General features: G+C 57.2%; 25 protein-coding genes. 18 read left to right on the top strand and 7 right to left on the bottom strand.

What is annotated here, in order from left to right; genetic code table 11:
* The first annotated feature begins 100 nt into the window (after positions 1 to 100).
* On the top strand, positions 101 to 1,093 hold the full coding sequence (locus tag QZQ97_RS14775; protein WP_062869563.1) for an aldo/keto reductase: 993 nt from the start codon (positions 101 to 103) through the stop codon (positions 1,091 to 1,093).
* 58 nt (positions 1,094 to 1,151) lie between these two features.
* Here the strand turns inward: QZQ97_RS14775 and rsmC are convergent, their stop codons facing one another.
* Positions 1,152 to 2,195 carry a 16S rRNA (guanine(1207)-N(2))-methyltransferase RsmC gene (gene rsmC / locus QZQ97_RS14770; protein ID WP_311994081.1) on the bottom strand — a complete coding sequence of 348 codons (1,044 nt, stop codon included), beginning with the start codon at positions 2,193 to 2,195 and terminating at the stop codon, positions 1,152 to 1,154.
* A gap of 156 nt (positions 2,196 to 2,351) precedes the next feature.
* Here rsmC and QZQ97_RS14765 point away from each other — a divergent pair, with 156 nt between their 5' ends.
* The 13 genes from QZQ97_RS14765 to deoD all read left to right on the top strand — a co-directional run bounded on the left by QZQ97_RS14765 (position 2,352) and on the right by deoD (position 14,819).
* Complete coding sequence (locus QZQ97_RS14765; RefSeq protein WP_241921315.1) at positions 2,352 to 2,789, top strand: DNA polymerase III subunit psi; 438 nt, start codon at positions 2,352 to 2,354, stop codon at positions 2,787 to 2,789.
* On the top strand, positions 2,734 to 3,177 hold the full coding sequence (gene rimI, locus QZQ97_RS14760) for a ribosomal protein S18-alanine N-acetyltransferase (protein WP_311994080.1): 444 nt from the start codon (positions 2,734 to 2,736) through the stop codon (positions 3,175 to 3,177). The genes QZQ97_RS14765 and rimI overlap by 56 nt, the downstream gene beginning before the upstream one ends.
* 168 nt (positions 3,178 to 3,345) lie before the next feature.
* Positions 3,346 to 4,935, top strand: coding sequence for a peptide chain release factor 3 (prfC, locus tag QZQ97_RS14755; RefSeq protein WP_311994079.1), 1,590 nt, complete (start codon positions 3,346 to 3,348; stop codon positions 4,933 to 4,935).
* Positions 4,936 to 5,467: 532 nt separating this feature from the next.
* Positions 5,468 to 6,082 (top strand): molecular chaperone OsmY, encoded by a 615-nt coding sequence (gene osmY / locus QZQ97_RS14750; protein ID WP_004949915.1) that lies wholly within the window; start codon positions 5,468 to 5,470, stop codon positions 6,080 to 6,082.
* Positions 6,083 to 6,237: 155 nt separating this feature from the next.
* Complete coding sequence (locus tag QZQ97_RS14745) at positions 6,238 to 6,399, top strand: DUF1328 domain-containing protein (protein ID WP_004955572.1); 162 nt, start codon at positions 6,238 to 6,240, stop codon at positions 6,397 to 6,399.
* Positions 6,400 to 6,455: 56 nt separating this feature from the next.
* Positions 6,456 to 6,641: a CsbD family protein gene (locus tag QZQ97_RS14740; RefSeq protein WP_006320012.1), complete on the top strand. Its 186-nt coding sequence runs from the start codon at positions 6,456 to 6,458 to the stop codon at positions 6,639 to 6,641.
* A gap of 10 nt (positions 6,642 to 6,651) precedes the next feature.
* Positions 6,652 to 7,773, top strand: coding sequence for a patatin-like phospholipase family protein (locus tag QZQ97_RS14735; RefSeq protein WP_311994078.1), 1,122 nt, complete (start codon positions 6,652 to 6,654; stop codon positions 7,771 to 7,773).
* Positions 7,770 to 8,546 carry a TatD family hydrolase gene (locus QZQ97_RS14730; RefSeq protein WP_311994077.1) on the top strand — a complete coding sequence of 259 codons (777 nt, stop codon included), beginning with the start codon at positions 7,770 to 7,772 and terminating at the stop codon, positions 8,544 to 8,546. The genes QZQ97_RS14735 and QZQ97_RS14730 overlap by 4 nt, the downstream gene beginning before the upstream one ends.
* A 198-nt stretch (positions 8,547 to 8,744) precedes the next feature.
* Entirely contained in the window at positions 8,745 to 10,022 is a 1,278-nt protein-coding gene (locus tag QZQ97_RS14725; protein WP_311994076.1) for a NupC/NupG family nucleoside CNT transporter, read from the top strand.
* A gap of 373 nt (positions 10,023 to 10,395) precedes the next feature.
* Positions 10,396 to 11,175 carry a deoxyribose-phosphate aldolase gene (deoC, locus tag QZQ97_RS14720; RefSeq protein ID WP_311994075.1) on the top strand — a complete coding sequence of 260 codons (780 nt, stop codon included), beginning with the start codon at positions 10,396 to 10,398 and terminating at the stop codon, positions 11,173 to 11,175.
* A 69-nt stretch (positions 11,176 to 11,244) separates the two neighbouring features.
* Positions 11,245 to 12,570, top strand: coding sequence for a thymidine phosphorylase (gene deoA / locus QZQ97_RS14715; RefSeq protein ID WP_311994074.1), 1,326 nt, complete (start codon positions 11,245 to 11,247; stop codon positions 12,568 to 12,570).
* A gap of 194 nt (positions 12,571 to 12,764) precedes the next feature.
* A complete protein-coding gene (deoB, locus tag QZQ97_RS14710; RefSeq protein ID WP_311994073.1) occupies positions 12,765 to 13,988 on the top strand; it encodes a phosphopentomutase in 1,224 nt (407 codons plus the stop codon).
* A 99-nt stretch (positions 13,989 to 14,087) separates the two neighbouring features.
* Positions 14,088 to 14,819, top strand: coding sequence for a purine-nucleoside phosphorylase (gene deoD, locus QZQ97_RS14705; RefSeq protein WP_006320026.1), 732 nt, complete (start codon positions 14,088 to 14,090; stop codon positions 14,817 to 14,819).
* A gap of 160 nt (positions 14,820 to 14,979) precedes the next feature.
* On the opposite strand, the gene QZQ97_RS14700 is transcribed toward deoD, so the two are convergent.
* Positions 14,980 to 15,663: a YtjB family periplasmic protein gene (locus QZQ97_RS14700; RefSeq protein ID WP_212558436.1), complete on the bottom strand. Its 684-nt coding sequence runs from the start codon at positions 15,661 to 15,663 to the stop codon at positions 14,980 to 14,982.
* A gap of 104 nt (positions 15,664 to 15,767) precedes the next feature.
* Here QZQ97_RS14700 and serB point away from each other — a divergent pair, with 104 nt between their 5' ends.
* The 3 genes from serB to nadR all read left to right on the top strand — a co-directional run bounded on the left by serB (position 15,768) and on the right by nadR (position 19,660).
* Positions 15,768 to 16,745 (top strand): phosphoserine phosphatase, encoded by a 978-nt coding sequence (gene serB / locus QZQ97_RS14695; RefSeq protein ID WP_311994273.1) that lies wholly within the window; start codon positions 15,768 to 15,770, stop codon positions 16,743 to 16,745.
* A 213-nt stretch (positions 16,746 to 16,958) separates the two neighbouring features.
* A complete protein-coding gene (gene radA, locus QZQ97_RS14690) occupies positions 16,959 to 18,344 on the top strand; it encodes a DNA repair protein RadA (protein WP_004949941.1) in 1,386 nt (461 codons plus the stop codon).
* A 56-nt stretch (positions 18,345 to 18,400) separates the two neighbouring features.
* A complete protein-coding gene (gene nadR / locus QZQ97_RS14685) occupies positions 18,401 to 19,660 on the top strand; it encodes a multifunctional transcriptional regulator/nicotinamide-nucleotide adenylyltransferase/ribosylnicotinamide kinase NadR (RefSeq protein WP_311994072.1) in 1,260 nt (419 codons plus the stop codon).
* A 33-nt stretch (positions 19,661 to 19,693) separates the two neighbouring features.
* Here nadR and QZQ97_RS14680 read toward each other — a convergent pair whose 3' ends face one another.
* On the bottom strand, positions 19,694 to 20,695 hold the full coding sequence (locus tag QZQ97_RS14680; RefSeq protein WP_311994071.1) for a zinc-binding alcohol dehydrogenase family protein: 1,002 nt from the start codon (positions 20,693 to 20,695) through the stop codon (positions 19,694 to 19,696).
* A 98-nt stretch (positions 20,696 to 20,793) separates the two neighbouring features.
* Between QZQ97_RS14680 and QZQ97_RS14675 the strand changes: the two genes are divergently transcribed.
* On the top strand, positions 20,794 to 21,705 hold the full coding sequence (locus QZQ97_RS14675; protein WP_311994070.1) for a LysR family transcriptional regulator: 912 nt from the start codon (positions 20,794 to 20,796) through the stop codon (positions 21,703 to 21,705).
* A 50-nt stretch (positions 21,706 to 21,755) separates the two neighbouring features.
* Here QZQ97_RS14675 and ettA read toward each other — a convergent pair whose 3' ends face one another.
* The 4 genes from ettA to QZQ97_RS14655 all read right to left on the bottom strand — a co-directional run bounded on the left by ettA (position 21,756) and on the right by QZQ97_RS14655 (position 25,957).
* Positions 21,756 to 23,423: an energy-dependent translational throttle protein EttA gene (ettA, locus tag QZQ97_RS14670; RefSeq protein WP_311994069.1), complete on the bottom strand. Its 1,668-nt coding sequence runs from the start codon at positions 23,421 to 23,423 to the stop codon at positions 21,756 to 21,758.
* A 141-nt stretch (positions 23,424 to 23,564) separates the two neighbouring features.
* Positions 23,565 to 24,062: an OmpA family protein gene (locus QZQ97_RS14665; protein WP_311994068.1), complete on the bottom strand. Its 498-nt coding sequence runs from the start codon at positions 24,060 to 24,062 to the stop codon at positions 23,565 to 23,567.
* A 36-nt stretch (positions 24,063 to 24,098) separates the two neighbouring features.
* Positions 24,099 to 25,346 carry a diguanylate cyclase domain-containing protein gene (locus QZQ97_RS14660; RefSeq protein ID WP_311994067.1) on the bottom strand — a complete coding sequence of 416 codons (1,248 nt, stop codon included), beginning with the start codon at positions 25,344 to 25,346 and terminating at the stop codon, positions 24,099 to 24,101.
* The gene (locus QZQ97_RS14655; RefSeq protein WP_311994066.1) at positions 25,343 to 25,957 is read right to left on the bottom strand and encodes a YfiR family protein; all 615 of its coding nucleotides are present in this window, start codon (positions 25,955 to 25,957) and stop codon (positions 25,343 to 25,345) included. The genes QZQ97_RS14660 and QZQ97_RS14655 overlap by 4 nt, the downstream gene beginning before the upstream one ends.
* Positions 25,958 to 26,271 lie beyond the last annotated feature (314 nt).

Genomic DNA, 26,271 nt, shown 5'->3' with positions numbered 1-26,271 from the left:
GAACAGTGATGAGTAATCTGCATTATTTATCTTTATAGGGTAAACAACCAGACTTTGTTGCGACACCACTCCGGTTAAAAAACAGCAAGAGGGCAGCACAATGCAACAGCGCACATTAGGGTTTAACGGGCCGGTCGTTTCCGCTCTGGGTTTGGGATGCATGGGCATGAGTGACTTTTACTCGACCGATTCCGATGAAAAAGAAGCCATTGCCACTTTGCATCGGGCGCTGGAACTGGGGGTAACCCTGCTGGATACCGCCGATATGTACGGACCGCATACCAATGAGCAACTGATTGGCAAAGCGATCAAGGGCAAACGGGATCAAGTCTTCCTGGCCACCAAATTCGGCATTCTGCGCGATCCGACCGATCCCGCCGCCCGGGGCGTCAGCAGCCGGCCGGAATATATCCGCCGTTCGGTGGAGGGCAGCCTGCAGCGGCTTGGGGTGGACGTGATCGATCTTTACTACCAGCACCGTGTGGATCCCGAAGTGCCGATTGAGGAAGTGGTTGGCACCATGGCGGACCTGATCAGCGAAGGTAAAATTCGTTATATCGGGCTGAGTGAGGCTTCGGTCGCCACGCTTGAGCGTGCGCACAAGGTGCACCCGATTACCGCATTGCAAACCGAATATTCTCTGTGGACGCGCGATGCCGAGCAGGGAACGTTGGCGGCCTGCTCGCGGCTGGGCATCGGCTTTGTGCCTTATAGCCCGCTGGGGCGCGGTTTCCTGACCGGGGCGATCCAGCGGCCGGAGGATCTGGACGCCGACGATTTCCGCCGCAGCAACCCGCGCTTCCAGGGCGAGAACTTTGCCCGCAATCTGGCGCTGGTGGAAAAGGTCGCTGAGCTGGCGAAACGCAAAGGCGTCGCACCGTCACAGCTGGCGCTGGCCTGGGTATTGGCGCAGGGCGAACACATTGTGCCGATCCCGGGCACCAAGCGTCGTCGTTATCTGGAGGAGAATATCGCGGCGGCTGAGCTGACGTTGAGCGAGGCCGAACTGGCGGCGATTGAAGCGGTGTTCCCGTTCCAGGCGGCGGCGGGCCCGCGCTATGGCGCGGAGTCGATGACCTACATCAATGGCTAAAAAAAAAGCGCAGCGTGGAAACGCTGCGCTCTTGGTCATGATATTCAGCGGCTAGCCGTTACTTCTTTTTCTTCGCATCGCGCGGCGCGCGGGCGACGGTGGCTTGATATACCTTGAAGCGTCCGTTCTGCGCCAGCACTTCGTGGCTGCCGAAGGTGGCGTCCAGAATGTCCGGGTACGGCAGGAAGGCGTTGGCCACGATGCGCAGACGACCGCCTATCGGCAGGTGTTTTAACGCACCGCGGATCAGGGTTTCGGCTGCGGTCAGGCTGGTTTGCAGGCCATCGTGGAACGGCGGGTTGGAGATGATCATGTCGAAACGGCCGGTAATGTCGGAATAGACATTACTGACGATGACTTCGCCTTCGATACCGTTGGCGGCCAGCGTAGCGCGGCTGGATTCCACTGCGGCGGCGTTGACGTCGCTGAGCGTCAGCTTCACCTTAGGCGACAGTTTCGACAGCACTGAGGCCATGACGCCGGCGCCACAGCCCAGATCCAACACTTTGCCCTTCATGTGTTTTTCCAGGGTCGACAGCAGCAGCGAGCTGCCTACGTCCAACCCATCGCGGCTGAACACGCCCGGCAGGGTTTTCACTTCCAGATCGTGCAGCGGGTAGCTTTCCCACCAGTCGTCCAAATCAAATTCGGTTTGGGTATCCAGGCGACCGTGATACAGGCCACAGCGACGGGCGCTGTCGATTTTCACCAAGGTGGCGTAGTCTTCCATTATCTGTTCCGCACTGCGCACGCCGCTGCGGTTCTCGCCCACCACGAACACTTCTGCGCCTACCGGCAGCAACGCCAGAATGTTGCACAGCTGGAACTGCGCTTCCTGTTTGCTCTTCGGCCAGTAGTAGATCAACGTATCGCATTCGGCGACGAATTCGGCATCCAGGGTCAGACCGAACTGCACGTTATCACCCATCGCCCGGTTCAGTAACTGCCAGTGATGGTATTGCTGGGTATGGACACGTACGTCCGCGGCTTCGAATTGGGCCGGCAGGCTATCCTGCAGGTCACCGGCGAACAGTACGCGGCGTTCAATAAACTCATCACTGTGGCGCAGCATGACTTCACTGGCGGGGGTTAATGCAGACATCGGTTTTTTGCTCCTGGAAATTAAGCTGGGGATTATAGAGCTTTGTGGCGATATGTTCGACGGGTTTGTTGGCGCAGGCCGCGCGGGTTTGTTAGCATAGCGCGGCGCATGGCAGGCATGGCGCACCACAACGGGTAGCTCCTGACAGGAATCGGCATGGCATCAAAACGCGACTGGCTGTTACAACAACTGGGTATTACGCAGTGGACATTGCGCCGCCCGGGCGTGTTGCAGGGCGAAGTAGCGGTCAGCCTGCCGCCCGATGTGCGTTTGTTGGTGGTGGCGCAGCCGCTGCCTGAGCATAACGATCCGCTGTTTTGCGACGTGTTGCGCAGCCTGGGGCTGACCCCGGCGCAAACCTATGGCCTGACGCCGGACCAGGTAGCGATGCTGCCTGAGGATACCGAATGCAATAGTTGGCGGCTGGGCGTCGCGGAGCCGCTCGCGGTGGCCGGCGCACAACTACACAGCCCGGCACTGGCCGAGCTTTCCCTCGACGCGAGTGCCAAGCGCGCACTCTGGCAGCAGATTTGTCATCATGAACACTATTTCTACCCTGACGGCGGCCGATCTGGCCACGGCCTTCAAGATTGAGCAGGCCAGCCACGCCTTTCCCTGGACGCAAGCCACCTTTGCCGGCAATCAGGGCGATCGCTACCTTAACCTGAAACTGGACGCCGAAGGGCAGATGGCGGGCTTCGCCATTACCCAGATCGTGCTCGATGAAGCGACGTTGTTCAATATTGCGATTCATCCTGACTGGCAGCGTCGCGGTTTCGGCCGTTCTCTGCTGGAAGCGCTGATTGCGCAGTTGGAAGCCCGCGGCGTCGTCACGCTGTGGCTTGAAGTGCGCGCCTCTAACCGTGCGGCCATTGCGCTGTATGAAGATCTCGGCTTTAACGAAGTGACTCTCCGCCGTAATTACTATCCGAGCGCCAACGGGCGTGAAGATGCGATAGTGATGGCGCTGCCGCTGGCATAGCGGGTGTACCTGGCCTATCTTTCTCGCCGGGAAAAGCATTGATTGTCACCGGTTGACAAATCAGCGAAAATGCCCGGCTATTATCTTTTATTTACCGCTTTGCCTGGCGCCGTGCGCGGCGCGTTCTGATGATGTCGCAGGGCGGACTAACCGTAGAATCTGAAAAACATGTCTCCTAGTGAATTTGCCCGCGAAGTCTCGAAAAGAAGAACTTTCGCCATCATCTCGCACCCCGATGCCGGTAAAACCACCATTACCGAAAAGGTATTGCTGTTCGGACAGGCTATCCAGACCGCCGGTACGGTAAAAGGCCGCGGCTCCAACCAGCACGCCAAGTCCGACTGGATGGAGATGGAAAAGCAGCGTGGTATTTCGATCACCACCTCGGTGATGCAGTTTCCGTACCGCGAGTGTCTGATTAACCTGCTGGATACCCCGGGGCACGAGGACTTCTCCGAAGATACCTACCGTACCCTGACCGCCGTTGACTGTTGTCTGATGGTGATTGACGCCGCGAAAGGCGTTGAGGATCGTACCCGTAAGTTGATGGAAGTTACCCGTCTGCGCGACACCCCGATCCTGACCTTTATGAACAAATTGGACCGCGATATTCGCGATCCCATGGAAGTGATGGACGAGGTTGAGCGTGAGCTGAAAATCGCTTGTTCGCCAATCACCTGGCCTATCGGCTGCGGCAAGCTGTTCAAAGGGGTTTATCATCTGTACAAGGATGAAACCTACCTTTACCAGACCGGCAAAGGCCACACCATTCAGGACGTGCGTATCGTCAAGGGCCTGAACAACCCGGAACTGGACGTCGCGGTGGGCGAAGATCTGGCCGCGCAGCTGCGTGAAGAGCTGGAACTGGTGCAAGGCGCTTCTCACGAGTTCGATCGTGAAGCTTTCCTGAGCGGTGATTTGACTCCGGTCTTCTTCGGTACCGCACTGGGCAACTTCGGCGTGGACCATATGCTGGACGGTTTGGTGACCTGGGCGCCTGCGCCGATGCCGCGCAACACCGACACCCGCGAAGTGGTGGCTGCGGAAGATAAATTCACCGGCTTCGTGTTCAAGATCCAGGCCAATATGGATCCGAAACACCGCGACCGCGTAGCCTTTATGCGTGTGGTTTCCGGCCGTTATGAGAAAGGCATGAAGCTGCGCCAGGTACGTACCGGCAAAGACGTGGTGATCTCCGATGCGCTGACCTTCATGGCGGGCGACCGTTCGCACGTGGAAGAGGCATATCCTGGCGACATTATCGGCCTGCACAACCACGGCACCATTCAGATCGGCGATACCTTCACCCAAGGTGAAAACATGAAGTTCACCGGTATCCCGAACTTTGCGCCGGAGCTGTTCCGCCGCATCCGTCTGCGCGATCCGCTGAAGCAGAAACAGCTGCTGAAAGGCCTGGTTCAGCTGTCCGAAGAAGGGGCAGTGCAGGTGTTCCGGCCAATTGCCAACAACGATCTTATCGTCGGTGCGGTGGGTGTGCTGCAGTTCGACGTGGTGGTTGCACGCTTGAAAAGCGAATACAACGTGGAAGCCTTGTATGAGTCGGTCAACGTCTCGACCGCCCGTTGGGTTGAGTGCAGCGACGTGAAAAAATTCGAAGAGTTCAAACGCAAGAGTGAGCTTAACCTGGCGTTGGACGGTGGCGACAATCTGTCGTACATCGCGCCAACCATGGTGAACCTGAATTTGACGCAGGAGCGTTATCCGGAAGTGGTGTTCCGCAAGACGCGCGAACACTGATAGAACAACGGGGCGCCTTAGGGCGCCCCGTTGTTATGTTGCCGCACCACATTCTGCTAATTAATAAATCTCCCTCATCAGTTCCTTTAGCCCCCCAGCCGCCAGGGTTTCACCGGTATTCCCTGCATTTTCCTCCCTATAGTCTATATTTAACAGGGGAGGGCGTATCCATTAAGCGTAATTCACTGCTTTTTACTTTATGGGTAGAGAGTTGTTCGGCAGTGTTGCCAATTGGAGACAGGCCGTTCTGTTAAAGATCAATGAGATAGCTAAATTGTTGTTTTTACTCGTTACCATTGTCGCTGATCGGCGACAGTTTTTGGGTTGAATAATGAGCTATTTTTTATTTATCATTGATTTGTAATGGTATTTTAAGGTTGGCACAGGTGTTGCAATAATCCTTGTGTGACAGCAATCGTTTTAGCGTGAACGTTTGATCGTATAGAAATCGTGAAGTATTTACTGAGTGGGTCGCATCATGGCGGCTGAAGGATCCGCAATAATTTGGATCCGTAACCAAAGGAAGAGATCGATGAAAAATACCAAATTTGCACAATCACTGATGGCTGTTGTTTTGGGTTCCGTACTGGTTAGTGGCAGCGCGCTGGCTGAAGATACGCTGCTCAATAAAGCGTCAAGTGCCGCTGATAGCGCGGGTGCCAAAATCGATAGCTCCATGAAAAAAGTTGACGGTTACATGGATGACAGCGCAACAACGGCTAAAGTTAAAAGTGCGCTGGTCGACGATAAAACCATCAAAAGCACCGACATCTCCGTGAAAACGGAAAAAGGCACCGTGACTCTGAGCGGTTTTGTCGGCAGCCAGGCGCAGGCCGAGCACGCGGTTGAAGTGGCCGGTAAAGTGGAAGGCGTGAAATCCGTCAGCGACAAGCTGCATGTGAAAGATGAAGCCAAGCAGTCGGTGAAGGCTTACGCCGGTGACACAGCGACCACCAGCGAACTGAAAGCCAAACTGCTGGCCGATGACATCGTGCCTTCTCGCAACGTGAAAGTAGAGACTACCGACGGTGTGGTGCAGCTTTCCGGCGAAGTGAAAACCCAGGCGCAAGCTGAACGGGCAGAGAGCATCGCCAAGGCTATCGACGGCGTGAAAAGCGTCAAGAACGACCTGGTCGTTAAGCCATAATTATTGGTACGCGTAACAACAAGCACCAGATCCTGGGTTGGCCACGCGGGCAACCCAGGATGCACCACCAAAAAAAGAAATTAACCCGCAACCTGAGGATGTCCGAGAAGGACCCAGGCTGTGATGATTTTTTTCACTATGGTAAGGAGAGGCTTATGTTTCGTTGGGGCATTATCTTTTTAGTCATTGCATTGATTGCTGCGGCGTTAGGTTTTGGGACGCTGGCGGGTACCGCCGCCTGGGCCGCAAAAATCGTCTTCGTCGTGGGTATTATCCTGTTCCTGGTCAGCCTGTTTACCGGCCGCCGACGCCCGTAGCTTCCCTCAAAGTGTAACAAAGCTTGATTCCTTTTCTTGCAGTAGAGAGGTGTGTCATGAACAGCGACATCATCCTCGGACGCTGGAAACAGCTGAGGGGACAGGTATGTCAGGCCGTGGCGGAATGGTCCGGCAGTGACTGCATTTGGCTGATGGGCAGCAATGACTGCCTCTCTGGCGTACTGCAAGAGGATTACGGAAGAGAGCAAGACGAGGTATCCTCGGAAAAAACGTCTCACTGAGGATACTGGGTTGGGATACAGAATACCCATCACGCTCGGCAATATAGAACCGCTGGCGTATAAACCATACCGGCCCGGTAAAATGGCGTTGGTGTGTGAAGGGGGCGGGCAGCGCGGCATTTTTACCGCCGGCGTGCTGGACGAGTTTCAGCGTGCCCGCTTTAACCCTTTTGACCTGATGATCGGCACTTCTGCCGGCGCGCAAAACCTCTCGGCCTTTATTTGCGGCCAGATGGGCTACGCAAGACGGGTCATCACCCGCTATACCACCACCGCTGACTTCTTTAACCCGCTGCGCTTTGTGCGCGGTGGGCATCTGATTGACCTCGACTGGCTGGTCGACACGACCTCGCAACATTTGCCGTTGGCGATGGATGTGGCCGAAAAGCATCTGGTCGATGGCCGTGAATTCCTGATGTGCGCCTGCCGCAGCGATGACTTCGAACCGACTTACCTGCCGGCGCAGCGTGCCAGTTGGTTGCCGGCGATCAAAGCTTCCAGCGCTATCCCCGGCTTTTATCGCATGGGCGTAGAGCTGGACGGCGTCAGCTATCAAGACGGCGGCATCAGTGACGCGATCCCCGTTGAAGAGGCCTATCGCCGCGGTGCCGACACTATTGTGGTCATTCGTACCGTGCCTTCTCAGATGTATTACACGCCGCAGTGGATGAAACGCATGGAGCACTGGCTGAGCGAAAGCAGCCTGCAGCAGATGGTGCGCATCCTGCAACACCATGAGCAAAGCTATCACCGCATTCAGCAGTTTATTGAGAAACCGCCGGGCAAGCTGCGCATCTTTGAGATTTTCCCGCCGAAACCCTTGGCCAGCAATGCGTTGGGCAGCCGCGTGACGTCGCTGAATCAGGATTATCATCTGGGTCGCCGCTGTGGGCGCTACTTCCTGGCGACCGTTGGCCACTGGCTGATGCAGCAAGAGGAGCGGGACGGCATTAAAGTGAAAAAAGCGCTGTCGCGCCGTCTGCTCCAGCCGGAGAATGTCAGAATGCCATCGCCGATCATAACCGATGTCAATCATCCGCAAGGCCTTGCGGCGCAACCGGAAGCCAGCCTGGTTACGCCGAAAATTATCCTGCCGGGTGACGTGCCGCCGGGCGAGGGGGGCGGGCTGTGAGTCACGATTTTACCGACACCCACTGCCATTTCGATTTTCCGCCTTTCAGCGGCCATGAGGGTGAGAGCCTGGTGCTGGCCGAACAAGCGGGTGTGCGGCGCATTATCGTGCCGACGGTGACTGCCGATCGTTTTGCGCGGGTGTTGAAACTGGCGCGCGATCATCAACCACTGTATGCCGCGTTGGGGTTGCATCCGCTGTATGTTGCCCAGCATCAGGAACCGCAGCTTGAGCAGTTGGCCGGGTTCCTGGCCAGCCGGCCGCCGAAGCTGGTGGCGGTTGGTGAGATAGGGCTCGATCTGTACATGGAAAACCCGCAGTTTGAGCGCCAGCAGCGGTTGTTGATAGCCCAGCTGAAGTTGGCAAAACAGCATGATCTGCCCGTGATCCTGCATTCTCGCCGTTCACACGATCAACTGGCCGCCGCGTTGCGCCGCGTGTCATTGCCGCGCCGTGGCGTGGTCCATGGCTTTGCGGGCAGCCTGTCGCAGGCGCAGGCATTTATTCGCCTGGGCTATTACATTGGTGTCGGTGGCACCATCAGTTATGAGCGAGCGCAGAAAACCCGCAGCGTAATGGCCCAGTTGCCGCTGACCTCACTGCTGCTGGAAACCGATGCGCCGGACATGCCGCTGGCCGGTTACCAGGGGCAACCGAATCGCCCTGAACGTGCCGCAGAGGTGTTCCGGATATTATGCCAACTGCGCTCGGAATCCCCTGATGACATTGCCGCCCACCTGCAACACAACACCCGCGCCCTGTTTCATCTTTGAACGATAAAATCATCAAAAAAACGTGATTTTCATCACGTTATAAGATTTTTATTTGCTTCCTGTTGTATGCATTTGTGACATAAATCGGTGCGGGTGCTGCCCCGCTCCGTATAATCGCACCCCGAAATCACTCTTTGGCGGACCTCTCGTTTCTACCGGGTAGGGATGCATTTCTTTTTCGCAACAGGGATACTTTGCATGCAACTCATCATGAGCCTGGTAGGGATGGCGGCACTGATCGCCATCGCCGTGCTGCTCTCCAGCAACCGACGCGCCATTAAATTGCGCACCGTTGTCTGGGCATTCATCATTCAGGTGGCCATTGGCGCGCTGGTGCTGTACGTGCCGGTGGGCCGCAGCATTCTCGGCGGCATGTCGGCCGGTGTGGCTAATGTAATCGCCTACGGCAACCAGGGGATTTCGTTTATCTTCGGTGGGCTGGTTTCCGACAAGATGTTTGAGGTGTTCGGTGGCGGCGGTTTCGTTTTCGCTCTGCGCGTGTTGCCGGTGATCGTGTTCTTCTCCTCGTTGATTGCCGTGCTGTATTACCTCGGCATCATGCAACTGGTGATCCGCGTATTGGGCGGCGGCTTGCACAAATTGTTGGGCACCTCGCGCACCGAATCGCTGTCGGCGACCGCCAATATTTTCGTCGGTCAAACCGAAGCCCCGCTGGTGGTGCGTCCGTATATCGCCACCATGACCCAGTCAGAACTTTTCGCCGTCATGTGCGGTGGCCTGGCTTCGGTGGCCGGTTCGGTACTGGCCGGCTATGCCCAGATGGGCGTACCGCTGGAGTATCTGATCGCCGCGTCGTTTATGGCCGCGCCGGGCGGGCTGCTGTTCGCCAAGCTGATGGTGCCGGAAACCGAAAAAACCCACGATAAAGACGATGCGACGACACTGATCGCCGAAGATGACCGCCCGGCCAACGTGATCGATGCTGCGGCGTCCGGTGCGGCATCCGGCATGCAACTAGCGTTGAACGTCGGCGCCATGTTGCTGGCGTTTATCGCGCTGATCGCCTTGCTGAACGGCATCCTTGGCGGTATCGGCGGCTGGTTCGACTACCCGCAGCTGTCGCTGGAGCTGATGCTCGGTTGGGTCTTCTCACCTATCGCCTTCCTGATCGGCGTGCCGTGGCATGAGGCGATGACCGCCGGCTCGTTTATCGGCCAGAAGATTATCGTCAACGAATTTGTCGCTTACATGAACTTCGGCGCTTATTTACGCCCGGACGACGTGGTGGCGGCGGAAGGGTTGCAGGTGCTGTCGACGCATACCAAGGCGATCATCTCTTTTGCGCTGTGCGGCTTTGCCAATCTGTCATCGGTGGCGATCCTGCTCGGCGGTTTGGGCAGCATGGCGCCGAACCGTCGTCACGATATTGCGCGCTTCGGCCTGAAGGCGGTCGCGGCCGGCACGCTCTCCAACCTGATGAGTGCCACCATCGCCGGGTTCTTTTTGGCGCTGTAAGCCAGGCAAGGTTCCGCAATGGCTTGCCAAGCCCTCTTGCTGGACACCGCCTATACTCTAAGACGGGCACGCGATGTCGTGCTCGTCGTCTGCATCCGTTTCTTTAGCGAATTTGTGAACGATATCGCGTTATTTTGTGATGTTCTTCACATATAATTCCGGCCTGTTACAGTGTTATTTCATATAGTGTGACTCTGAGCGCGAATTGCCCCGGGCGATCGTGTTCAAATAGCTATTACTGACCCTGCTCGATATGCAGGGCCAAGTGCGGTGAGAAGGATCTCAGTTGCCGCCGTGGGAACCCGTTCCCCGGCGCTATCTTCAAGGAACCAAGTCCGCTCGCCAACACACAGGTTCGCAGTTGGAGAGTTTTATGACCGAATTAACCGCAGCAGCGCAACGTGCGCTGGCCCTAATGGATTTAACCACGCTGAACGATGACGACACCGATGAGAAAGTGATCGCGCTGTGTCGTCAGGCCGACAGTCCGGCCGGCCATACCGCGGCCATCTGCATTTATCCGCGCTTTATTCCCGTGGCGCGCAAGGCCCTGCGTGAGCAAGGGACGCCGGACATCCGCATCGCGACCGTCACCAACTTTCCGCATGGCAACGACGATATCGACATCGCGCTGGCGGAAACCCGTGCGGCTATCGCCTATGGTGCCGACGAAGTCGACGTGGTGTTCCCTTACCGCGCGTTGATCGCCGGTAATGAGCAGGTCGGCTTTGAGCTGGTGAAACAGTGCAAGCAAGCCTGCCAGGCGGCCAACGTGCTGCTGAAAGTGATTATTGAAACCGGTGAATTGAAGCAGGCCAATCTGATCCGTAAAGCGTCGGAAATTGCCATTAACGCCGGTGCCGATTTTATCAAAACCTCTACCGGTAAAGTGCCGGTCAACGCCACGCTGGAAAGCGCAGAGTTGATGATGTCGACGATCCGCGATCTGGGCGTCGCCAAAACGGTGGGCTTCAAACCGGCCGGCGGCGTGCGCACGGCGGAAGACGCGCTGCATTATCTGCAACTTGCCGATCGTATTCTGGGTGAAGGCTGGGCCGACGCGCGTCATTTCCGTTTCGGCGCCTCCAGCCTGTTAGCCAGCCTGCTGACGACGCTGGGCCACAGCACCGCAGCGCCCGGCAGCGGATACTGATCGATAACGTCGGCAAGGCGCGACGCAGCGCCTGCCTGCACCCTACATTAGCTCAATCAGGGGGATGCTTTGTTCCTGGCACAAGAAATTATTCGTAAAAAACGTGACGGTCAGCCGTTGAACGAGGCGGAAATCCGCTTCTTCATCAATGGCATCCGTGACAATGTGGTTTCCGAAGGTCAGATCGCCGCGCTGGCGATGACCATTTATTTCCACGATATGACCATGCCGGAGCGCGTGGCGCTCACCATGGCGATGCGTGATTCCGGCACCGTGCTGGATTGGAAAAGCCTGTCGCTGAACGGGCCGCTGGTCGACAAGCACTCCACCGGCGGCGTGGGCGATGTCACTTCGCTGATGCTCGGCCCGATGGTGGCGGCCTGTGGCGGCTACGTGCCGATGATTTCCGGCCGTGGTTTGGGCCATACCGGCGGCACGCTGGACAAGCTGGAGGCGATCCCGGGCTTTAACATTTTCCCGGACGACAGTGCCTTCCGCAAGATTATTCAGGACGTTGGCGTGGCGATTATCGGCCAGACCAGCTCGCTGGCACCGGCGGACAAACGTTTTTACGCTACCCGCGATATCACCGCTACCGTAGATTCTATCCCGCTGATTACCGCCTCTATTCTGGCGAAGAAGCTGGCGGAAGGGCTGGACGCGCTGGTGATGGACGTTAAAGTCGGCTCCGGTGCCTTCATGCCGACCTATGCGCTGTCGGCCGATCTGGCGCAGGCGATCGTTGGCGTGGCCAACGGCGCAGGGTGTAAAACCACCGCACTGCTGACCGATATGAATCAGGTACTGGCCTCCAGCGCCGGTAATGCGGTGGAAGTGCGCGAAGCGGTGCGTTTCCTGACCGGCGAATACCGCAACCCGCGCTTGCGGGAAGTGACGATGGCGCTGTGCGTGGAAATGCTGCTTTCCGGTGGCCTGGCGAAAGATGACGCCGACGCGCGAGCCAAATTGCAGGCAGTGCTGGACAATGGCAAAGCGGCAGAAGTGTTTGGCCGCATGGTGGCGGCGCAGCAGGGCCCGACCGATTTCGTCGAGCGCTACGACAGCTATCTGCCGGCCGCGACGCTCAGCAAGCCGGTTTACGCTGAAAAACAGGGCATTATCAACGCGATGGACACCCGTGCGCTGGGCATGGCGGTGGTATCTCTGGGCGGTGGTCGTCGCCGCGCGACCGACAGTATCGATTACAGCGTCGGTCTGACCGGCATGGCGCGTCTGGGCGATAAAGTGGATACCCAGCAGCCGCTGGCGGTGATCCACGCCAACGACGAAGAGAGTTGGCAGCAGGCGGCCGAAGCGGTACGCAGCGCTATGGTGCTGAGTGACAAGGCGCCGGAAGCGACGCCAGTGGTTTACAAGCGCATCACTAAAGAGTGATTCCCATCGTCTTTCAAGCTGTAGCGTTGTTGGCTGCATGCGCGCACCCCAGTCACTTACTTGAGTAAGCTCCTGGGGATACACACGCTAGCCGCCTAGCTACAACTCGAAATCCATTGGGTATAAATTTAGAGAATTAAGGGCGATTGCAGTTTTGCAGCCGCAATAGCGTGAGAACACGCAGGAGAACACAGATGAAACGCACATTTATTATGGTATTGGACTCATTCGGCATCGGCGCAAGCGAAGATGCCGAGCGTTTTGGCGACAAGGGTTCCGATACCCTGGGCCACATTGCCGAGGTTTGCGCGCGCGGTGAAGCCAACGTTGGCCGTCAGGGCCCGCTGACCCTGCCTAACCTGAGCCGTCTGGGCCTGGGTAAAGCGGCGGAAGAATCCACCGGTACCTTCCCGCAGGGGCTGGACAGTAATGCGGATATCATCGGTGCCTACGCTTATGCGAGCGAACTTTCTTCCGGTAAAGATACGCCGTCAGGCCACTGGGAAATCGCCGGCGTACCGGTATTGTTCGATTGGGGTTATTTCAGTGACGAGCACAACAGTTTCCCGCAGGAACTGCTGGACAAGCTGGTGGAGCGCGCCAATCTGCCCGGTTACCTCGGTAACTGCCACTCCTCCGGCACCGTGATCCTCGATCAACTCGGCGAAGAGCACATGAAAACCGGCAAGCCGATTTTCTATACCTCAGCCGACTCGGTGTTCCAGATTGCCTGTCACGAAGAGACCTTCGGTCTGGACCGTCTGTATGAGCTGTGTGAAATCGCCCGCGAAGAATTGACCGAAGGCGGTTACAACATTGGCCGCGTGATCGCGCGTCCGTTCCTCGGCGACAAGCCGGGTGAGTTCCAGCGTACCGGCAACCGTCACGATTTGGCGGTAGAGCCACCGGCGCCTACCGTGCTGAAAAAACTGGTGGACGAGAAGGGCGGTGAAGTGGTGTCGATCGGTAAAATCGCCGATATCTACGCTAACGTCGGCATCACCAAAAAGGTGAAGGCCACCGGCATCGACGCGCTGTTTGACGCGACCCTGATCGAAATGGAAAAAGCCGGTGACAACACCATCGTATTCACCAACTTTGTTGATTTTGACTCTTCTTATGGCCACCGCCGCGACGTAGCGGGTTATGCCGCCGCGCTGGAGTTGTTTGACCGCCGCCTGCCGGAGTTGCTGAAACTGGTCAAAGATGAAGACATCATTATCTTCACCGCCGACCACGGCTGCGACCCGACCTGGCCGGGCACCGACCACACTCGTGAGCACATTCCGGTATTGGTTTACGGCCCGAAAGTGAAGCCGGGCTCGCTGGGCCACCGTGAGACCTTTGCCGACATCGGCCAGACCGTTGCCAACTATTTTGGCGTGTCGCCGATGGATTACGGTAAATCCATGTTCTAAGCCCCATATTTCGAGCCGCAGCGTTGTTGGTTGCGGCTCGACATCCAAAGGCTTATACGTTTAACGTTTTTATTTAATACGATTTGAAGGAAGAGAATTATGGCTACGCCGCACATTAATGCTGAAATGGGTGATTTCGCTGACGTAGTACTGATGCCGGGCGATCCGCTGCGTGCAAAATACATTGCGGAAACCTTCCTGGAAGGCGCGGTGGAAGTGAACAACGTGCGTGGCATGCTGGGCTTCACCGGGACCTACAAAGGCCGCAAAATCTCCGTAATGGGCCACGGTATGGGTATCCCGTCCTGCTCCATTTATGCGCGTGAACTGATCGCCGAATTCGGCGTGAAAAAAATCATCCGCGTGGGCTCTTGCGGCGCAGTGCGCGACGATATCAAACTGCGTGACGTAGTGATCGGCATGGGTGCCTGCACCGATTCCAAAGTGAACCGCATGCGTTTTAAAGATCATGACTATGCGGCGATCGCCGACTTTGACATGGTGCGCAACGCGGTAGACGCTGCGGCGGCACAAGGTATCCCGGCGCGCGTGGGCAACATCTTCTCCGCCGACCTGTTCTACACGCCGGATCCGGACATGTTCCAGGTGATGAAGAAGTACGGCATCCTGGGCGTAGAAATGGAAGCGGCCGGCATCTACGGCGTAGCGGCTGAGCTGTATGAAGAGTTCGGCTGTAAGGCACTGACCATCTGTACCGTTTCCGACCACATTCTGCGTCACGAAGCCACCACCGCCGCAGAGCGCCAAACCACCTTTAACGAGATGATCGTTATCGCGCTGGAATCCGTGCTGCTGGGCGACAAAGAGTAACAATACTGCGGGCGCAGCATCCTGCTGCGCCTCTGCACCAATCTATTCATCCTCCGCAAGAATTCTCTTCGAATGCTTTACCGTACAGGTAGTTGGCGCCAGTAATCTATTCACCGATCTATTCACACATGAATAATGTCGAGCAAGTTATGTGCCTGGCTTAAGGCTGTTTCGCTTCTTCTTTATCCTGTGGCTTGTCGTCGTCGTCTTCCACCGTATTGCCTTCTTCCAGCGGCGTATTGGCCGTCAGCAGGTACGGCGATTGCTGCCAGCGACTGCGGCGATGTTGCAGCAGGGTACGCGCCAGAATAATACCGATGGCCAGCGCCAGCAGGATCATCAGGCGCAGCAGGTTGGTGGTGTTATCCACCTGTTTGGACTCGGTCGCCAGCACGTGGGTGTCCAGCGTAATGCGGATAAAACCTATCGGGCCGTCTTTGCCCTGAATGGATTCCACCAACTGGTGATTGAAATAGCTGCCGGCACGTTTGCCGTCAAGTGACAGGCGATCGCGTATACTGATCTGTTCACCGGCGTGGGAAACCAGCGTGCCGTCCAACTGATAGACGCTGGCGTCCAGAATGCGGCTGTGGTCGGTAAGCTGTTTGAGGATGGCGTCTACGCGCTGGTTGTCGACGTCGCTGTCGTCATCGAGCAGCGGCGCCAGGCTGGAGGCCACCTGTTTGGTCAGCGTTTGCGCCAGTTCTTCCACCTGTTCGGATCGCGCCAACTGGTGACTCAGGCTAAAATAGGACGCGCCCTGCATCAATAGCACCAGCAAAGCCAGGCAAATCAGGATAATAGCGGTGCGGTGCAGGCGGAATTTCAGTTTAGCGCGAGCCATTCAGGTTCCTTGGGCATCTTGGACACTTTATGTTGCCAGAACCAATGGCGATAGGATAGCTTGATGCGTCGTTTTATCATGCAGCGTTTTTTCAGGAGTTAATGATGTCGAATAGTCTGACCTATTGCGATCTCCCGGCAGAGATCTCTCAATGGCCGGGTCTTCCCCTTTCGCTGAGCGGCGACGAAGTGATGCCGCTGGATTATCGGGCGGGTCATACCGGTTGGCTATTATATGGCAGAGAACTGGATAAAACGCGCATTACTCATTTCCAGCGCAAGCTGGGTGCGGCGATGGTGATCGTCACCGCCTGGTGCGTAGAGGACTATCAGGTCGTGCGGCTGGCGGGCACTCTGACGGCGCGCGCCAAAATACTGGCGGCGGAGAACGGGCTGGACGTAGCGCCGCTCGGCAAGATCCCCCATTTGCGCACCCCGGGGCTGCTGGTGATGGACATGGACTCCACCGCGATCGAGATTGAATGCATCGACGAAATCGCCAAGCTGGCGGGCGTGGGTGATGAGGTGGCGGAAGTGACCGAACGCGCAATGCGCGGCGAGCTGGATTTTACCGCCAGCCTGCGTCAGCGCGTTGGGAAGCTGAAAGGTGCCGATGCCAATATCCTCAAACAGGTACGCGATGAACTGCCGCTGATGCCGGGGTTGATCAACCTGGTGCGCAAGCTGCAGGCGATGGACTGGCATGTGGCAATCGCTTCCGGCGGCTTCACTTACTATGCCGAGTATTTGCGCGATAAGCTGAAGCTGGTGGCGGTGGCGGCCAACGAACTGGGGATCCGCGACGGCAAACTGACCGGCGAAGTGCTGGGGCCGGTAGTTGACGCGCAGTTCAAGGCCGATACGCTGGTCGCGTTGGCGGAAAAACTGGGTATTCCGCCGCAGCAGACCGTGGCTATCGGCGACGGTGCCAATGATTTGAAAATGATACAGGCGGCCGGGCTGGGTATTGCCTACCACGCCAAACCGAAAGTGTATGACAAGGCGCAGGTGTCCATTCGCCATGCCGATCTGATGGGCGTGCTGTGCGTACTGACCGGCAGCCTGAAACACGAAGTTCGCTAACCCCGTCATACTTGAAGCTGCCTCTGTGTTAGCTGCGTGCGCTCACCTCAGTCACTTACCTAAGTAAGTGACTGAGGATTCTCGCTCTGGCTGCGTTACTCGGCCAGGCCTCGCCCCGTTGGGGCCAGCGCAAGCGCTGTTCAACAAAACCGTTGGTTTTGTTGTGATGCAACTCCAATTATTTAGGGTATAAACAAAAGATTGAGGTAATACGTGGCAAAAGCAGCAAAACGGGCGTTTGTATGTAATGAGTGCGGCGCAGATTATCCGCGCTGGCAGGGACAGTGCAGCGCTTGTCACGCCTGGAACAGCATTACAGAAGTTCGTCTGGCTGCGGTGTCCTCTTCTTCTCGCTCCGAGCGTTTAAGCGGCTATGCCGGTGATGCCGGCATCAGCAAGGTGCAAAAACTCTCGGACATCAGCCTGGACGAGTTGCCGCGTTTTTCCACCGGCTTTCTTGAGTTTGACCGCGTACTGGGCGGCGGCGTGGTGCCGGGCAGCGCGATCCTGATCGGCGGCAACCCCGGAGCCGGTAAAAGTACTCTGCTGTTGCAGGTGCTGTGCAAGCTGTCCGAGCAGATGAAAACCCTGTACGTCACCGGCGAGGAATCGTTGCAACAGGTGGCGATGCGCGCTCACCGCCTCGGGTTGCCGACCGGTAACCTGAACATGCTGTCGGAAACCAGTATCGAGCAGATCTGCCTGATCGCCGAACAAGAGCAGCCGAAGCTGATGGTGATAGACTCGATCCAGGTGATGCACATGGCGGATATTCAGTCTTCGCCGGGCAGCGTGGCGCAGGTGCGGGAAACCGCGGCCTACCTGACGCGCTTTGCCAAAACGCGCGGCGTGGCGATTGTCATGGTTGGCCACGTCACCAAAGACGGCTCGCTGGCCGGGCCTAAAGTGCTGGAACACTGTATCGACTGTTCGGTATTGCTGGACGGCGATGCCGATTCACGTTTTCGTACTCTGCGCAGCCATAAAAACCGCTTCGGTGCGGTCAATGAGCTGGGGGTATTCGCCATGACCGAGCAGGGTCTGCGTGAAGTCAGCAACCCATCAGCCATCTTTCTCAGCCGTGGTGACGAAGTCACTTCCGGCAGCTCGGTGATGGTAGTCTGGGAGGGAACCCGGCCGCTGCTGGTTGAGATCCAGGCGCTGGTGGATCATTCGATGATGTCTAACCCGCGCCGGGTCGCGGTCGGCCTGGAGCAGAACCGGCTGGCGATCCTGCTGGCGGTGTTGCACCGCCACGGTGGGTTGCAGATGTCGGATCAGGATGTGTTTGTGAACGTGGTCGGCGGGGTGAAAGTCAGTGAAACCAGCGCCGATTTGGCGTTGCTGATGTCGCTGGTGTCGAGCCTGCGCGATCGCCCGTTGCCGAACGATCTGGTGGTGTTCGGCGAAGTGGGGTTGGCGGGAGAGATTCGCCCGGTGCCGAGCGGGCAGGAGCGTATTTCCGAGGCGGCGAAGCACGGCTTCAAGCGGGCTATCGTGCCGCACGCCAACGTGCCGAAAAAGCCGCCGGCAAATATGCAGGTGTTCGGCGTGAAGAAGCTGGCGGACGCCCTGGACGTGCTGGAACAATTCTATTAATTGCCATGTGATGCGCAGAATATGCTATTTTGTTTAGCATATTAAACGGAGGGATTATGCGGCAATTCGACTACCTGAAGGCATCTATCAAGCAGAAGAGCTGTACCCTGCAGCAGGTGGCGGATGCCAGCGGCATGACCAAAGGTTACCTCAGCCAGCTGTTGAACGACAAAATCAAAAGCCCAAGCGCTCAGAAACTGGAAGCGTTGCACCGTTTTCTGGGCCTGGAATTCCCGCGTCGCGAGAAAAAGGTCGGTGTGGTGTTTGGTAAATTTTACCCACTGCACACCGGCCATATTTACCTGATTCAGCGCGCTTGCAGCCAGGTGGATGAGCTGCACGTGATTTTGTGTCACGACGAACCGCGTGACCGGGAACTGTTCGAGAACAGTTCGATGTCGCAACAGCCCACGGTCAGCGACCGTCTGCGCTGGCTGTTGCAAACCTTCAAGTACCAGAAAAACATCCATATTCATTCGTTCGACGAGCAGGGTATCGAACCCTATCCGCACGGCTGGAACGTTTGGAGCGACGGGATGAAAGCCTTCATGGAACAGAAGGGCATAGTACCGAGCTTTATCTATTCCAGCGAAACGCAAGACGCCCCGCGTTATCGCGAGCACCTGGCGATGGAAACCATTCTGATCGATCCCGAACGTTCATTCATGAACATCAGCGGCAGCCAGATCCGTCAGGATCCGTTCCGCTATTGGGATTACATTCCGACCGAAGTGAAGCCTTTCTTCGTGCGCACCGTGGCGATCCTCGGCGGTGAGTCGAGCGGCAAATCGACGCTGGTGAACAAGTTGGCGAACATTTTTAACACCACCAGCGCCTGGGAGTATGGGCGCGACTATGTGTTCTCGCACCTGGGTGGCGATGAGATGGCATTGCAGTATTCCGACTACGACAAGATCGCGTTGGGTCAGGCACAGTACGTTGACTTTGCAGTGAAATACGCCAACAAAGTGGCATTTATCGATACCGATTTTGTCACTACCCAGGCGTTTTGCAAAAAGTACGAAGGACGTGAACACCCCTTCGTGCAGGCGCTGATCGACGAGTACCGGTTTGATCTGGTGATCCTGCTGGAAAATAACACCCCGTGGGTAGCGGATGGCCTGCGCAGTCTCGGCGCGCCGACCGATCGCAAGGCATTCCAGCACCTGCTGGAAGAGATGCTGCGCGCCAACAATATCGAGTATGCACACGTGGAGTCCAGCGACTACGAGGAGCGCTTCTTGCGCTGCGTCGAACTGGTAAAACAGCTGTTGGCGGCCGATGCCAGCCGACTGGTGGGCGCCACGCCGGAATAAGCCGGAGGCGCAGCGTGCTGCGCCTCTCTTGCCTCAGTAAACAATCACCAGTTTGCCCTGCATATGCCCGTCGAGCAGTTTTTTATGCGCGGCGGTCAGAGTCTCCACCGTCAGCCCCTGCAGCGTTTCACTCAATGTGGTGCTCAGCTTTCCGTCGTCCAGCAGCTGCGCCACCTGCTTGAGGATTTCTCCCTGTTGAGCGATGTCCGGCGTGGTAAACATGCTGCGGGTAAACATCAATTCCCAATGCAGCGCGGCGCTTTTCAGCTTCAACGCGTTTTGATCGAGCGGCTGTTGGTTCTCCACGATGGTGCAGATGTGGCCCAGCGGCGCGATCAGATCCGATATCGCTTTCCAGTGGCCATCGGTATCGTTCAGGCAAAGGATATAATCGACGGTTTCAATGCCCTGCTGCGCCAGATTCCCTTTAAGATCATGATAATCCACCACCAGATCGGCGCCGCGCTCCCGGCACCAGGCCGCCGACTCGGGGCGTGAAGCGGTGGCTATCACCTTCACCTTGCTCAACTGGGCGGCGAACGGGATCGCCAGCGAGCCAACGCCACCGGCACCGCCGATAATCAACAGGGTTTTACCTTCCGTCGCGTCCTGGATTTTCAGGTGCTCGAACAACGCTTCCCAGGCGGTCAGCGCGGTCAGCGGCATGGCGGCGGATTCAGCCCAGTTCAGGCTGCGCGGTTTATGTGAAGCGATGCGCGAATCAATCAACTGCTGAGTGCTGTTGCTGCCCGGCCGAGTGATATCACCGGCGTACCAAACCTCATCGCCGGCTTTGAAACCTTTGACGCCGCTGCCCACCTCAAGCACCACGCCGCTGGCGTCCCAGCCGAGGATGCGCGGCTGTTGCAGGCCGCTTTTTTGCAGGCCGGCGTGGACTTTGGTATCCACCGGGTTGACCGACACCGCTTTGACCTCCACCAGTAAATCGTATTGGCCTGGTGCGGGTTTTTCCGGGTTGATTTCAATGAAACCGGCGGGGTTTTTCGGGTCTACGGCAATGGCTTTAATCGGCATGATTGTGCTCCTTTAGAATGAATACCCTCAGTGTAGACCTCTGAGTGGGGAGTGATAAGATGGACAATAAATAACTAAGTGTTCGCTTGAGGTGAACAATGATGTTTAAACAGTTGCAGGACATGGCGCTGTTTGCGCTGGTGGCCGAGTGCGGCAGCTTCACCGGCGCAGCCAACCGTGCCGGCTTGCCGAAATCCAGCGTCAGCCAGCGCGTCAGCCAACTGGAGCAGACGTTGGGTTTGCGGCTGCTCAACCGCACCACCCGTCAGCTCAATCTGACCTTCGCCGGCGAACGTTATCTGGTGCACTGTCAGGAGATGTTGTCCGCTGCCGAACGGGCCGATCTGGCGCTGCAACGGCTGCGTGACAACCCCAGCGGCCGGTTGCGCATCTCGACACCCGCCGGGTTGGGGGCGACGCTGCTGGCGCGATTGGCGGCGGATTTTCAGCGTCAGTACCCGGATGTCTCGCTCGAAGTCTCGGTGTCCGACGCGATGGTGGATCTGGTGCAAGAGGGGTATGACGCCGCGTTGCGCACCGGCAAACCACAGGATTCCTCGTTGATTGGCCGCCGCCTGGGGCATGCCCCGCGTTATTTGCTGGCGGCGCCGGCCTATCTGGCGCAGTTCCCGCCGCTCCTTCATCCGCAGCAGTTGCAGCAGCACCGTTGCATTGCGCACCGCGCCTGGCCTGCGTGGAGCCTGCGTCGGGGCGACGAGTATTACCGTTGGCAACTGCCGATGCTGCATATCACTGACAACCTGCTGTATGCGCGCGAGTGTGCCATCTCCGGTGCCGGCATTACCCTGCTGCCGGCGTTCCTCAGCCGCGAGGTGGTGGCGCAAAAGCAGCTGGTGGAAGTATTGCCGGAATGGCGGGCGGAGGGGAATGAGCTGTATCTGGTCTACCCGAGCCGCAAGCTGAATTCGCCGGCGCTGGCTTGTTTTATCGATGTGGTGTTGCAGCACCCGGTTTTTGTGGACTATGCACAGGCACTGGATTGGGGATAACAAAAAGCCCGCAAGATGCGGGCTTGAGAGCATAGATAGTCAACCTGATGTTACTTGATGACTTTCTTGTACTTGATACGGCGAGGTTCCAGCGCATCGGCACCCAGAGTACGCTTTTTGTACTCTTCGTATTCGGTAAAGTTGCCTTCGAAGAACTCCACCTTACCTTCATCCTGATAGTCCAGAATGTGGGTGGCAATACGGTCAAGGAACCAACGGTCATGCGAGATCACCATCGCACAGCCCGGGAACTCCAGCAGGGCGTTTTCCAGCGCGCGCAGGGTTTCGATATCCAGGTCGTTGGTCGGTTCGTCGAGCAGCAGCACGTTGCCGCCAACCTGCAGCAGCTTGGCCAGATGCAGACGGCCACGCTCACCACCGGACAGTTCGCCCACGCGTTTGCCCTGATCGACGCCCTTGAAGTTAAAGCGGCCAACGTAGGCACGGCTTGGCATTTCGGTGTTGCCCACGCGCATGATGTCCTGGCCGCCGGACACTTCTTCCCACACGGTTTTGGCGTTATCCATGCTGTCGCGGAACTGATCGACCGACGCCAGCTTGACGGTATCGCCCAGCACGATGCTGCCGGAGTCAGGTTGTTCCTGGCCGGACATCATGCGGAACAGCGTGGATTTACCCGCGCCGTTCGGACCGATGATGCCAACGATGGCTCCCTTCGGTACCGCGAAAGTGAGATCTTCGATCAGCAGGCGGTCGCCGTAGGATTTACGCAGGTTGTTAACTTCAACCACTTTATCGCCCAGGCGGGTGCCAGGTGGGATAAACAGTTCGTTGGTTTCGTTACGTTTCTGGTATTCGGTGCTGTTAAGCTCTTCAAAGCGCGCCAGACGGGCCTTGCCTTTAGACTGACGGCCTTTGGCACCCTGACGTACCCACTCCAGCTCTTTCTCGATCGATTTGCGGCGAGCGGCTTCGGTTGAGGCTTCCTGCGCCAGACGAGCGTCTTTCTGTTCCAGCCAGGAAGAGTAGTTACCTTCCCACGGAATACCTTCGCCACGGTCCAGCTCGAGGATCCAGCCGGCCACGTTATCAAGGAAGTAACGGTCGTGGGTGATCGCCACTACGGTCCCTTCGAAGTCGTGCAGGAAGCGTTCCAGCCAGGCCACGGATTCGGCATCCAGGTGGTTGGTCGGTTCGTCCAGCAGCAGCATGTCCGGTTTTTCCAGCAGCAGGCGGCACAGCGCTACGCGGCGGCGCTCACCACCGGAAAGGTTGGCGATTTTTGCGTCCCACTCCGGCAGGCGCAATGCATCGGCGGCACGCTCCAGTTGGGTGTTGAGGTTGTGACCATCGTGGGCCTGAATGATCTCTTCCAGGCGGCCCTGTTCAGCGGCCAACTTGTCGAAGTCGGCGCCTTCTTCAGCGTACAGCGCGTACACTTCATCAAGGCGTTTCAGGGCACCGACGACTTCGGCCATCGCTTCTTCAACCGATTCGCGAACGGTGTGTTCCAGGTTGAGTTGCGGTTCCTGCGGCAGGTAGCCGATTTTAATCCCCGGTTGCGGGCGCGCTTCACCTTCGATATCGGTATCGATACCGGCCATAATGCGCAGCAGGGTGGATTTACCGGAACCGTTCAGGCCCAGTACGCCAATTTTGGCGCCAGGGAAGAAGCTCAGGGAGATATTTTTCAGGATGTGACGCTTCGGCGGAACCACTTTGCCGACGCGATGCATGGTATAGACGTATTGAGCCACGTTGCTCTAAGCCTCTCTATATCAGTTTTTATAGGATGTCTGGCTGCGGAGTGTAGCCCGTTTCGAACACGGATCCCAGACATCATCAGCGATCGCTAAGTATAACCCTTTATGCGCCTTTAACAGGCGCATATCGGCAGTTTAAGGTGTGACGACGATCGCGACGCGGCGGTTTTCCGCACGACCGCTGGAGGTGCGGTTATCGGCGACCGGATCGCGCTTGCCCATGCCGCGGGTTTCGATATTGGCGCGCGGGATGCCTACGCTGGCCAGCAAATCGGCCACTGCATCGGCGCGGCGCAGCGAAAGCTGGTCGTTGTAGCTGTCTTCACCGTAGTTATCCGTATGACCATCCAGACGGAACTTGGTGATGCCTACGCTCATCAGTGCACGGCCCATTTTCTGAACCGTTTCGGTACTTTCCGGGTTCAGCTTGCCGATGTTGTTGCCGAACAGTACTTTGTCGGAGAGGCCGAATTCCCAGCCGTTATCCGTCAGTTTGAACCCTTGAGACTGCAACAACGCGATCTGCTCGGGCGTCAGGCCCTGCGGTTTGCTCTGGCACCCTGCAAGGGTGAGCAAGGCGACAAACATTATCGCCAGCAGTGAAAAACGGTTTTTTAGTGTTTGCTGTATCATAATCAAATCCCTGGTTTTAATTTTATAACTGGGGCTCTATTTCTGTATTGCCAGCCGCCAGCCTCCGTTATAACGATGCTTTGCCTGATACATCGCATCGTCAGCTTCGTGCAAAAGACCCTGAGGCGTTAGTGCATGTTCAGGGTAAAGCGCAATACCGATACTCAGAGAGGTCGTCACCGCCTCGTCGTTCGGCAAAATTATCGGTTGGGTCATGCAATCGATAATGTTGTCGGCAATTTGCAGCACATCTTCCGTACTGTGAACCGGCGCCAACAGCACTGCGAACTCATCGCCGCCTAAACGCGCGACCAGATCGCTTTCGCGCAGTTGCGCGCGAATGCGCCCGGCAATGGTGGTCAGCACCGCGTCACCGGCAGCGTGACCGTAACTGTCATTCACCTCCTTGAAGCGATCTCCGTCGATAAACAATACCGCGAGTTTTTCCGTCGGCTCAATATCGCCCAGTGCGCGGCTCAGCCGGCCTTCAAAAAAGGCGCGATTCGGCAACCCGGTCAGGCTGTCGTGGGTCGCCCGGTGGGTCAGTGAATCATTTTCCTGTTTCAGGTGCGCCTGCCAGGCCTCCAGTTCATCGAGCAAGCCGTTGAAGTCGTTGCTCAATTCGTGCAGTTCGGCAATGGGTGCCGACGGCACCCGCAGCCCGAAGGTGCGATCGCGCCGCACCGCATGCGCCACATTGGCGATATCATCCAGCGAACTGACAATGCCCAGCAGCATACGGCGGGAAAGCACCAGCGCGCACAGGGTACTGAGTACCAGGCAGGCGATCATGCCCAGGATACCGCGCAGCAGGAAACGCAGCAGGCTGCCGCCATTGCCGCTCAGCCAGACCTTGCCGACCTGTTTGCCCTCGTGGGTGATCGGCAAGACCACCGGCTCCGGCAGCGCCCAGTGAGCGACAATCTGCTCCAGGCCGTGCAGCGGGCCATCCTTGGGACGATGCCAACTGGCCAGCACGTTACCGCTGTTGTCCAGGATTTTGGCTTCCGACACTTCTTCTTTGGAGGCGATCAGTACCATCGCCTCGCGAATGTAGGGGCGATCTCCAAACACCACTGCAGCTTCAACCGTATAGCTGATGGAGCGCGCAATAAGGTGCAGGTTGTGGTTGGCGTAGGCGCGTAGCGCGAACAGCGCCACCAGCGTCAAGAAAATCCCGGCGGTGCCGACGGCTATCAGTGCCAACCCGAGATTGGCTCGTTGCAGTACCCGGCCCAGAGTGGGCCGCGAATGCCCGGAACGGTTCTTGCGCAACCATATCATAGCGGCGGCGCCTGTTTGCGCGCCAGCTGCAGCACGTTAGGATGAACGCGAACGCCGCTGCGTGCCAGAGCGTCCAGGTTCACCTTGAAACTGGCCTGGTCGCCGTCAATCTGCAGGCAAAAAGCGCTGCCGGCAGAGCATTCACCGTCGTTCTCGCTGATGCTGAGAATGGAATGGCCTTGAATGCGCTGTATAAAGTTTTGTTTTTGGCCAGCGTTGATATTACCCAAATAAATTACGTCGCAGCCGGTGCTCAGCAGGGGGCTGTCAAAGGGCACTCGCTCGGCTTTGATCGGCCGGGGAGCGCTCAGCAAAATAGGATCGAACAGGCCTTCGGCATATTGGGTCTGCGCCGTTACGCACAGGCGGATTGGTTTGGGCTCACTGGGCCAGCGGGCATAGCTGATGATGCCGACCACGACGGTGGTGACGGCATGAGTGCGATTCTGATAGGCATTGCCCGTGTCGGAGCGGGCCAGTCCGGGAAACGCCATCAGCAAGACCACAATGAATGGTAACAGGCGGTCGCCACCCAGACGTGCGCAAACGAAGCTCGTGAATGAGCTTTTCGTACTGGCTGCTATCATCACGGCATTTTTCGCCATCTTCATCTGCCATTCCTGCCAACATCCGCAGTAAGGTAGCGGTGATCTAACAATGAGAAACCTGACCCGACCGAAGGGGTAAACGTAATACTAAGTACTATCAATCGCACTGTGTGATGAACACTATCTAACCCATAATTGGCGCGGATTGTATTATAAGATATCGCTGTTGCGCGCTTTATGTGCCATTTTCTCGGATTTATCCTATCTTTTTTAACAGTATAAAAACGGTCCGGGGAGTTTGCCAGGCGTTTTCGGCAAAGAAAGCGGCGTTGGGCTGCAGTGCGGCGATTTACGTGACGCCTTTATTTAATTTGTCA

The organism is Serratia sp. root2, from assembly GCF_031931805.1.
Classification (GTDB): domain Bacteria; phylum Pseudomonadota; class Gammaproteobacteria; order Enterobacterales; family Enterobacteriaceae; genus Serratia; species Serratia inhibens.
Note: the sequence above shows the minus strand (reverse complement) of the source record. Positions and strands in the feature narration are given on the sequence as shown.

Bases quoted from the DNA above. Each gene is read 5' to 3' on its own strand.
- QZQ97_RS14775 (WP_062869563.1), top strand. From the start codon at position 101: ATGCAACAGCGCACATTAGGGTTTAACGGGCCGGTCGTTTCCGCTCTG.
- rsmC (WP_311994081.1), bottom strand. From the start codon at position 2,195: ATGTCTGCATTAACCCCCGCCAGTGAAGTCATGCTGCGCCACAGTGAT.
- QZQ97_RS14765 (WP_241921315.1), top strand. From the start codon at position 2,352: ATGGCATCAAAACGCGACTGGCTGTTACAACAACTGGGTATTACGCAG.
- rimI (WP_311994080.1), top strand. From the start codon at position 2,734: ATGAACACTATTTCTACCCTGACGGCGGCCGATCTGGCCACGGCCTTC.
- prfC (WP_311994079.1), top strand. From the start codon at position 3,346: ATGTCTCCTAGTGAATTTGCCCGCGAAGTCTCGAAAAGAAGAACTTTC.
- osmY (WP_004949915.1), top strand. From the start codon at position 5,468: ATGAAAAATACCAAATTTGCACAATCACTGATGGCTGTTGTTTTGGGT.
- QZQ97_RS14745 (WP_004955572.1), top strand. From the start codon at position 6,238: ATGTTTCGTTGGGGCATTATCTTTTTAGTCATTGCATTGATTGCTGCG.
- QZQ97_RS14740 (WP_006320012.1), top strand. From the start codon at position 6,456: ATGAACAGCGACATCATCCTCGGACGCTGGAAACAGCTGAGGGGACAG.
- QZQ97_RS14725 (WP_311994076.1), top strand. From the start codon at position 8,745: ATGCAACTCATCATGAGCCTGGTAGGGATGGCGGCACTGATCGCCATC.
- deoC (WP_311994075.1), top strand. From the start codon at position 10,396: ATGACCGAATTAACCGCAGCAGCGCAACGTGCGCTGGCCCTAATGGAT.
- deoB (WP_311994073.1), top strand. From the start codon at position 12,765: ATGAAACGCACATTTATTATGGTATTGGACTCATTCGGCATCGGCGCA.
- deoD (WP_006320026.1), top strand. From the start codon at position 14,088: ATGGCTACGCCGCACATTAATGCTGAAATGGGTGATTTCGCTGACGTA.
- QZQ97_RS14700 (WP_212558436.1), bottom strand. From the start codon at position 15,663: ATGGCTCGCGCTAAACTGAAATTCCGCCTGCACCGCACCGCTATTATC.
- serB (WP_311994273.1), top strand. From the start codon at position 15,768: ATGTCGAATAGTCTGACCTATTGCGATCTCCCGGCAGAGATCTCTCAA.
- nadR (WP_311994072.1), top strand. From the start codon at position 18,401: ATGCGGCAATTCGACTACCTGAAGGCATCTATCAAGCAGAAGAGCTGT.
- QZQ97_RS14680 (WP_311994071.1), bottom strand. From the start codon at position 20,695: ATGCCGATTAAAGCCATTGCCGTAGACCCGAAAAACCCCGCCGGTTTC.
- QZQ97_RS14675 (WP_311994070.1), top strand. From the start codon at position 20,794: ATGATGTTTAAACAGTTGCAGGACATGGCGCTGTTTGCGCTGGTGGCC.
- QZQ97_RS14665 (WP_311994068.1), bottom strand. From the start codon at position 24,062: ATGATACAGCAAACACTAAAAAACCGTTTTTCACTGCTGGCGATAATG.
- QZQ97_RS14660 (WP_311994067.1), bottom strand. From the start codon at position 25,346: ATGATATGGTTGCGCAAGAACCGTTCCGGGCATTCGCGGCCCACTCTG.
- QZQ97_RS14655 (WP_311994066.1), bottom strand. From the start codon at position 25,957: ATGAAGATGGCGAAAAATGCCGTGATGATAGCAGCCAGTACGAAAAGC.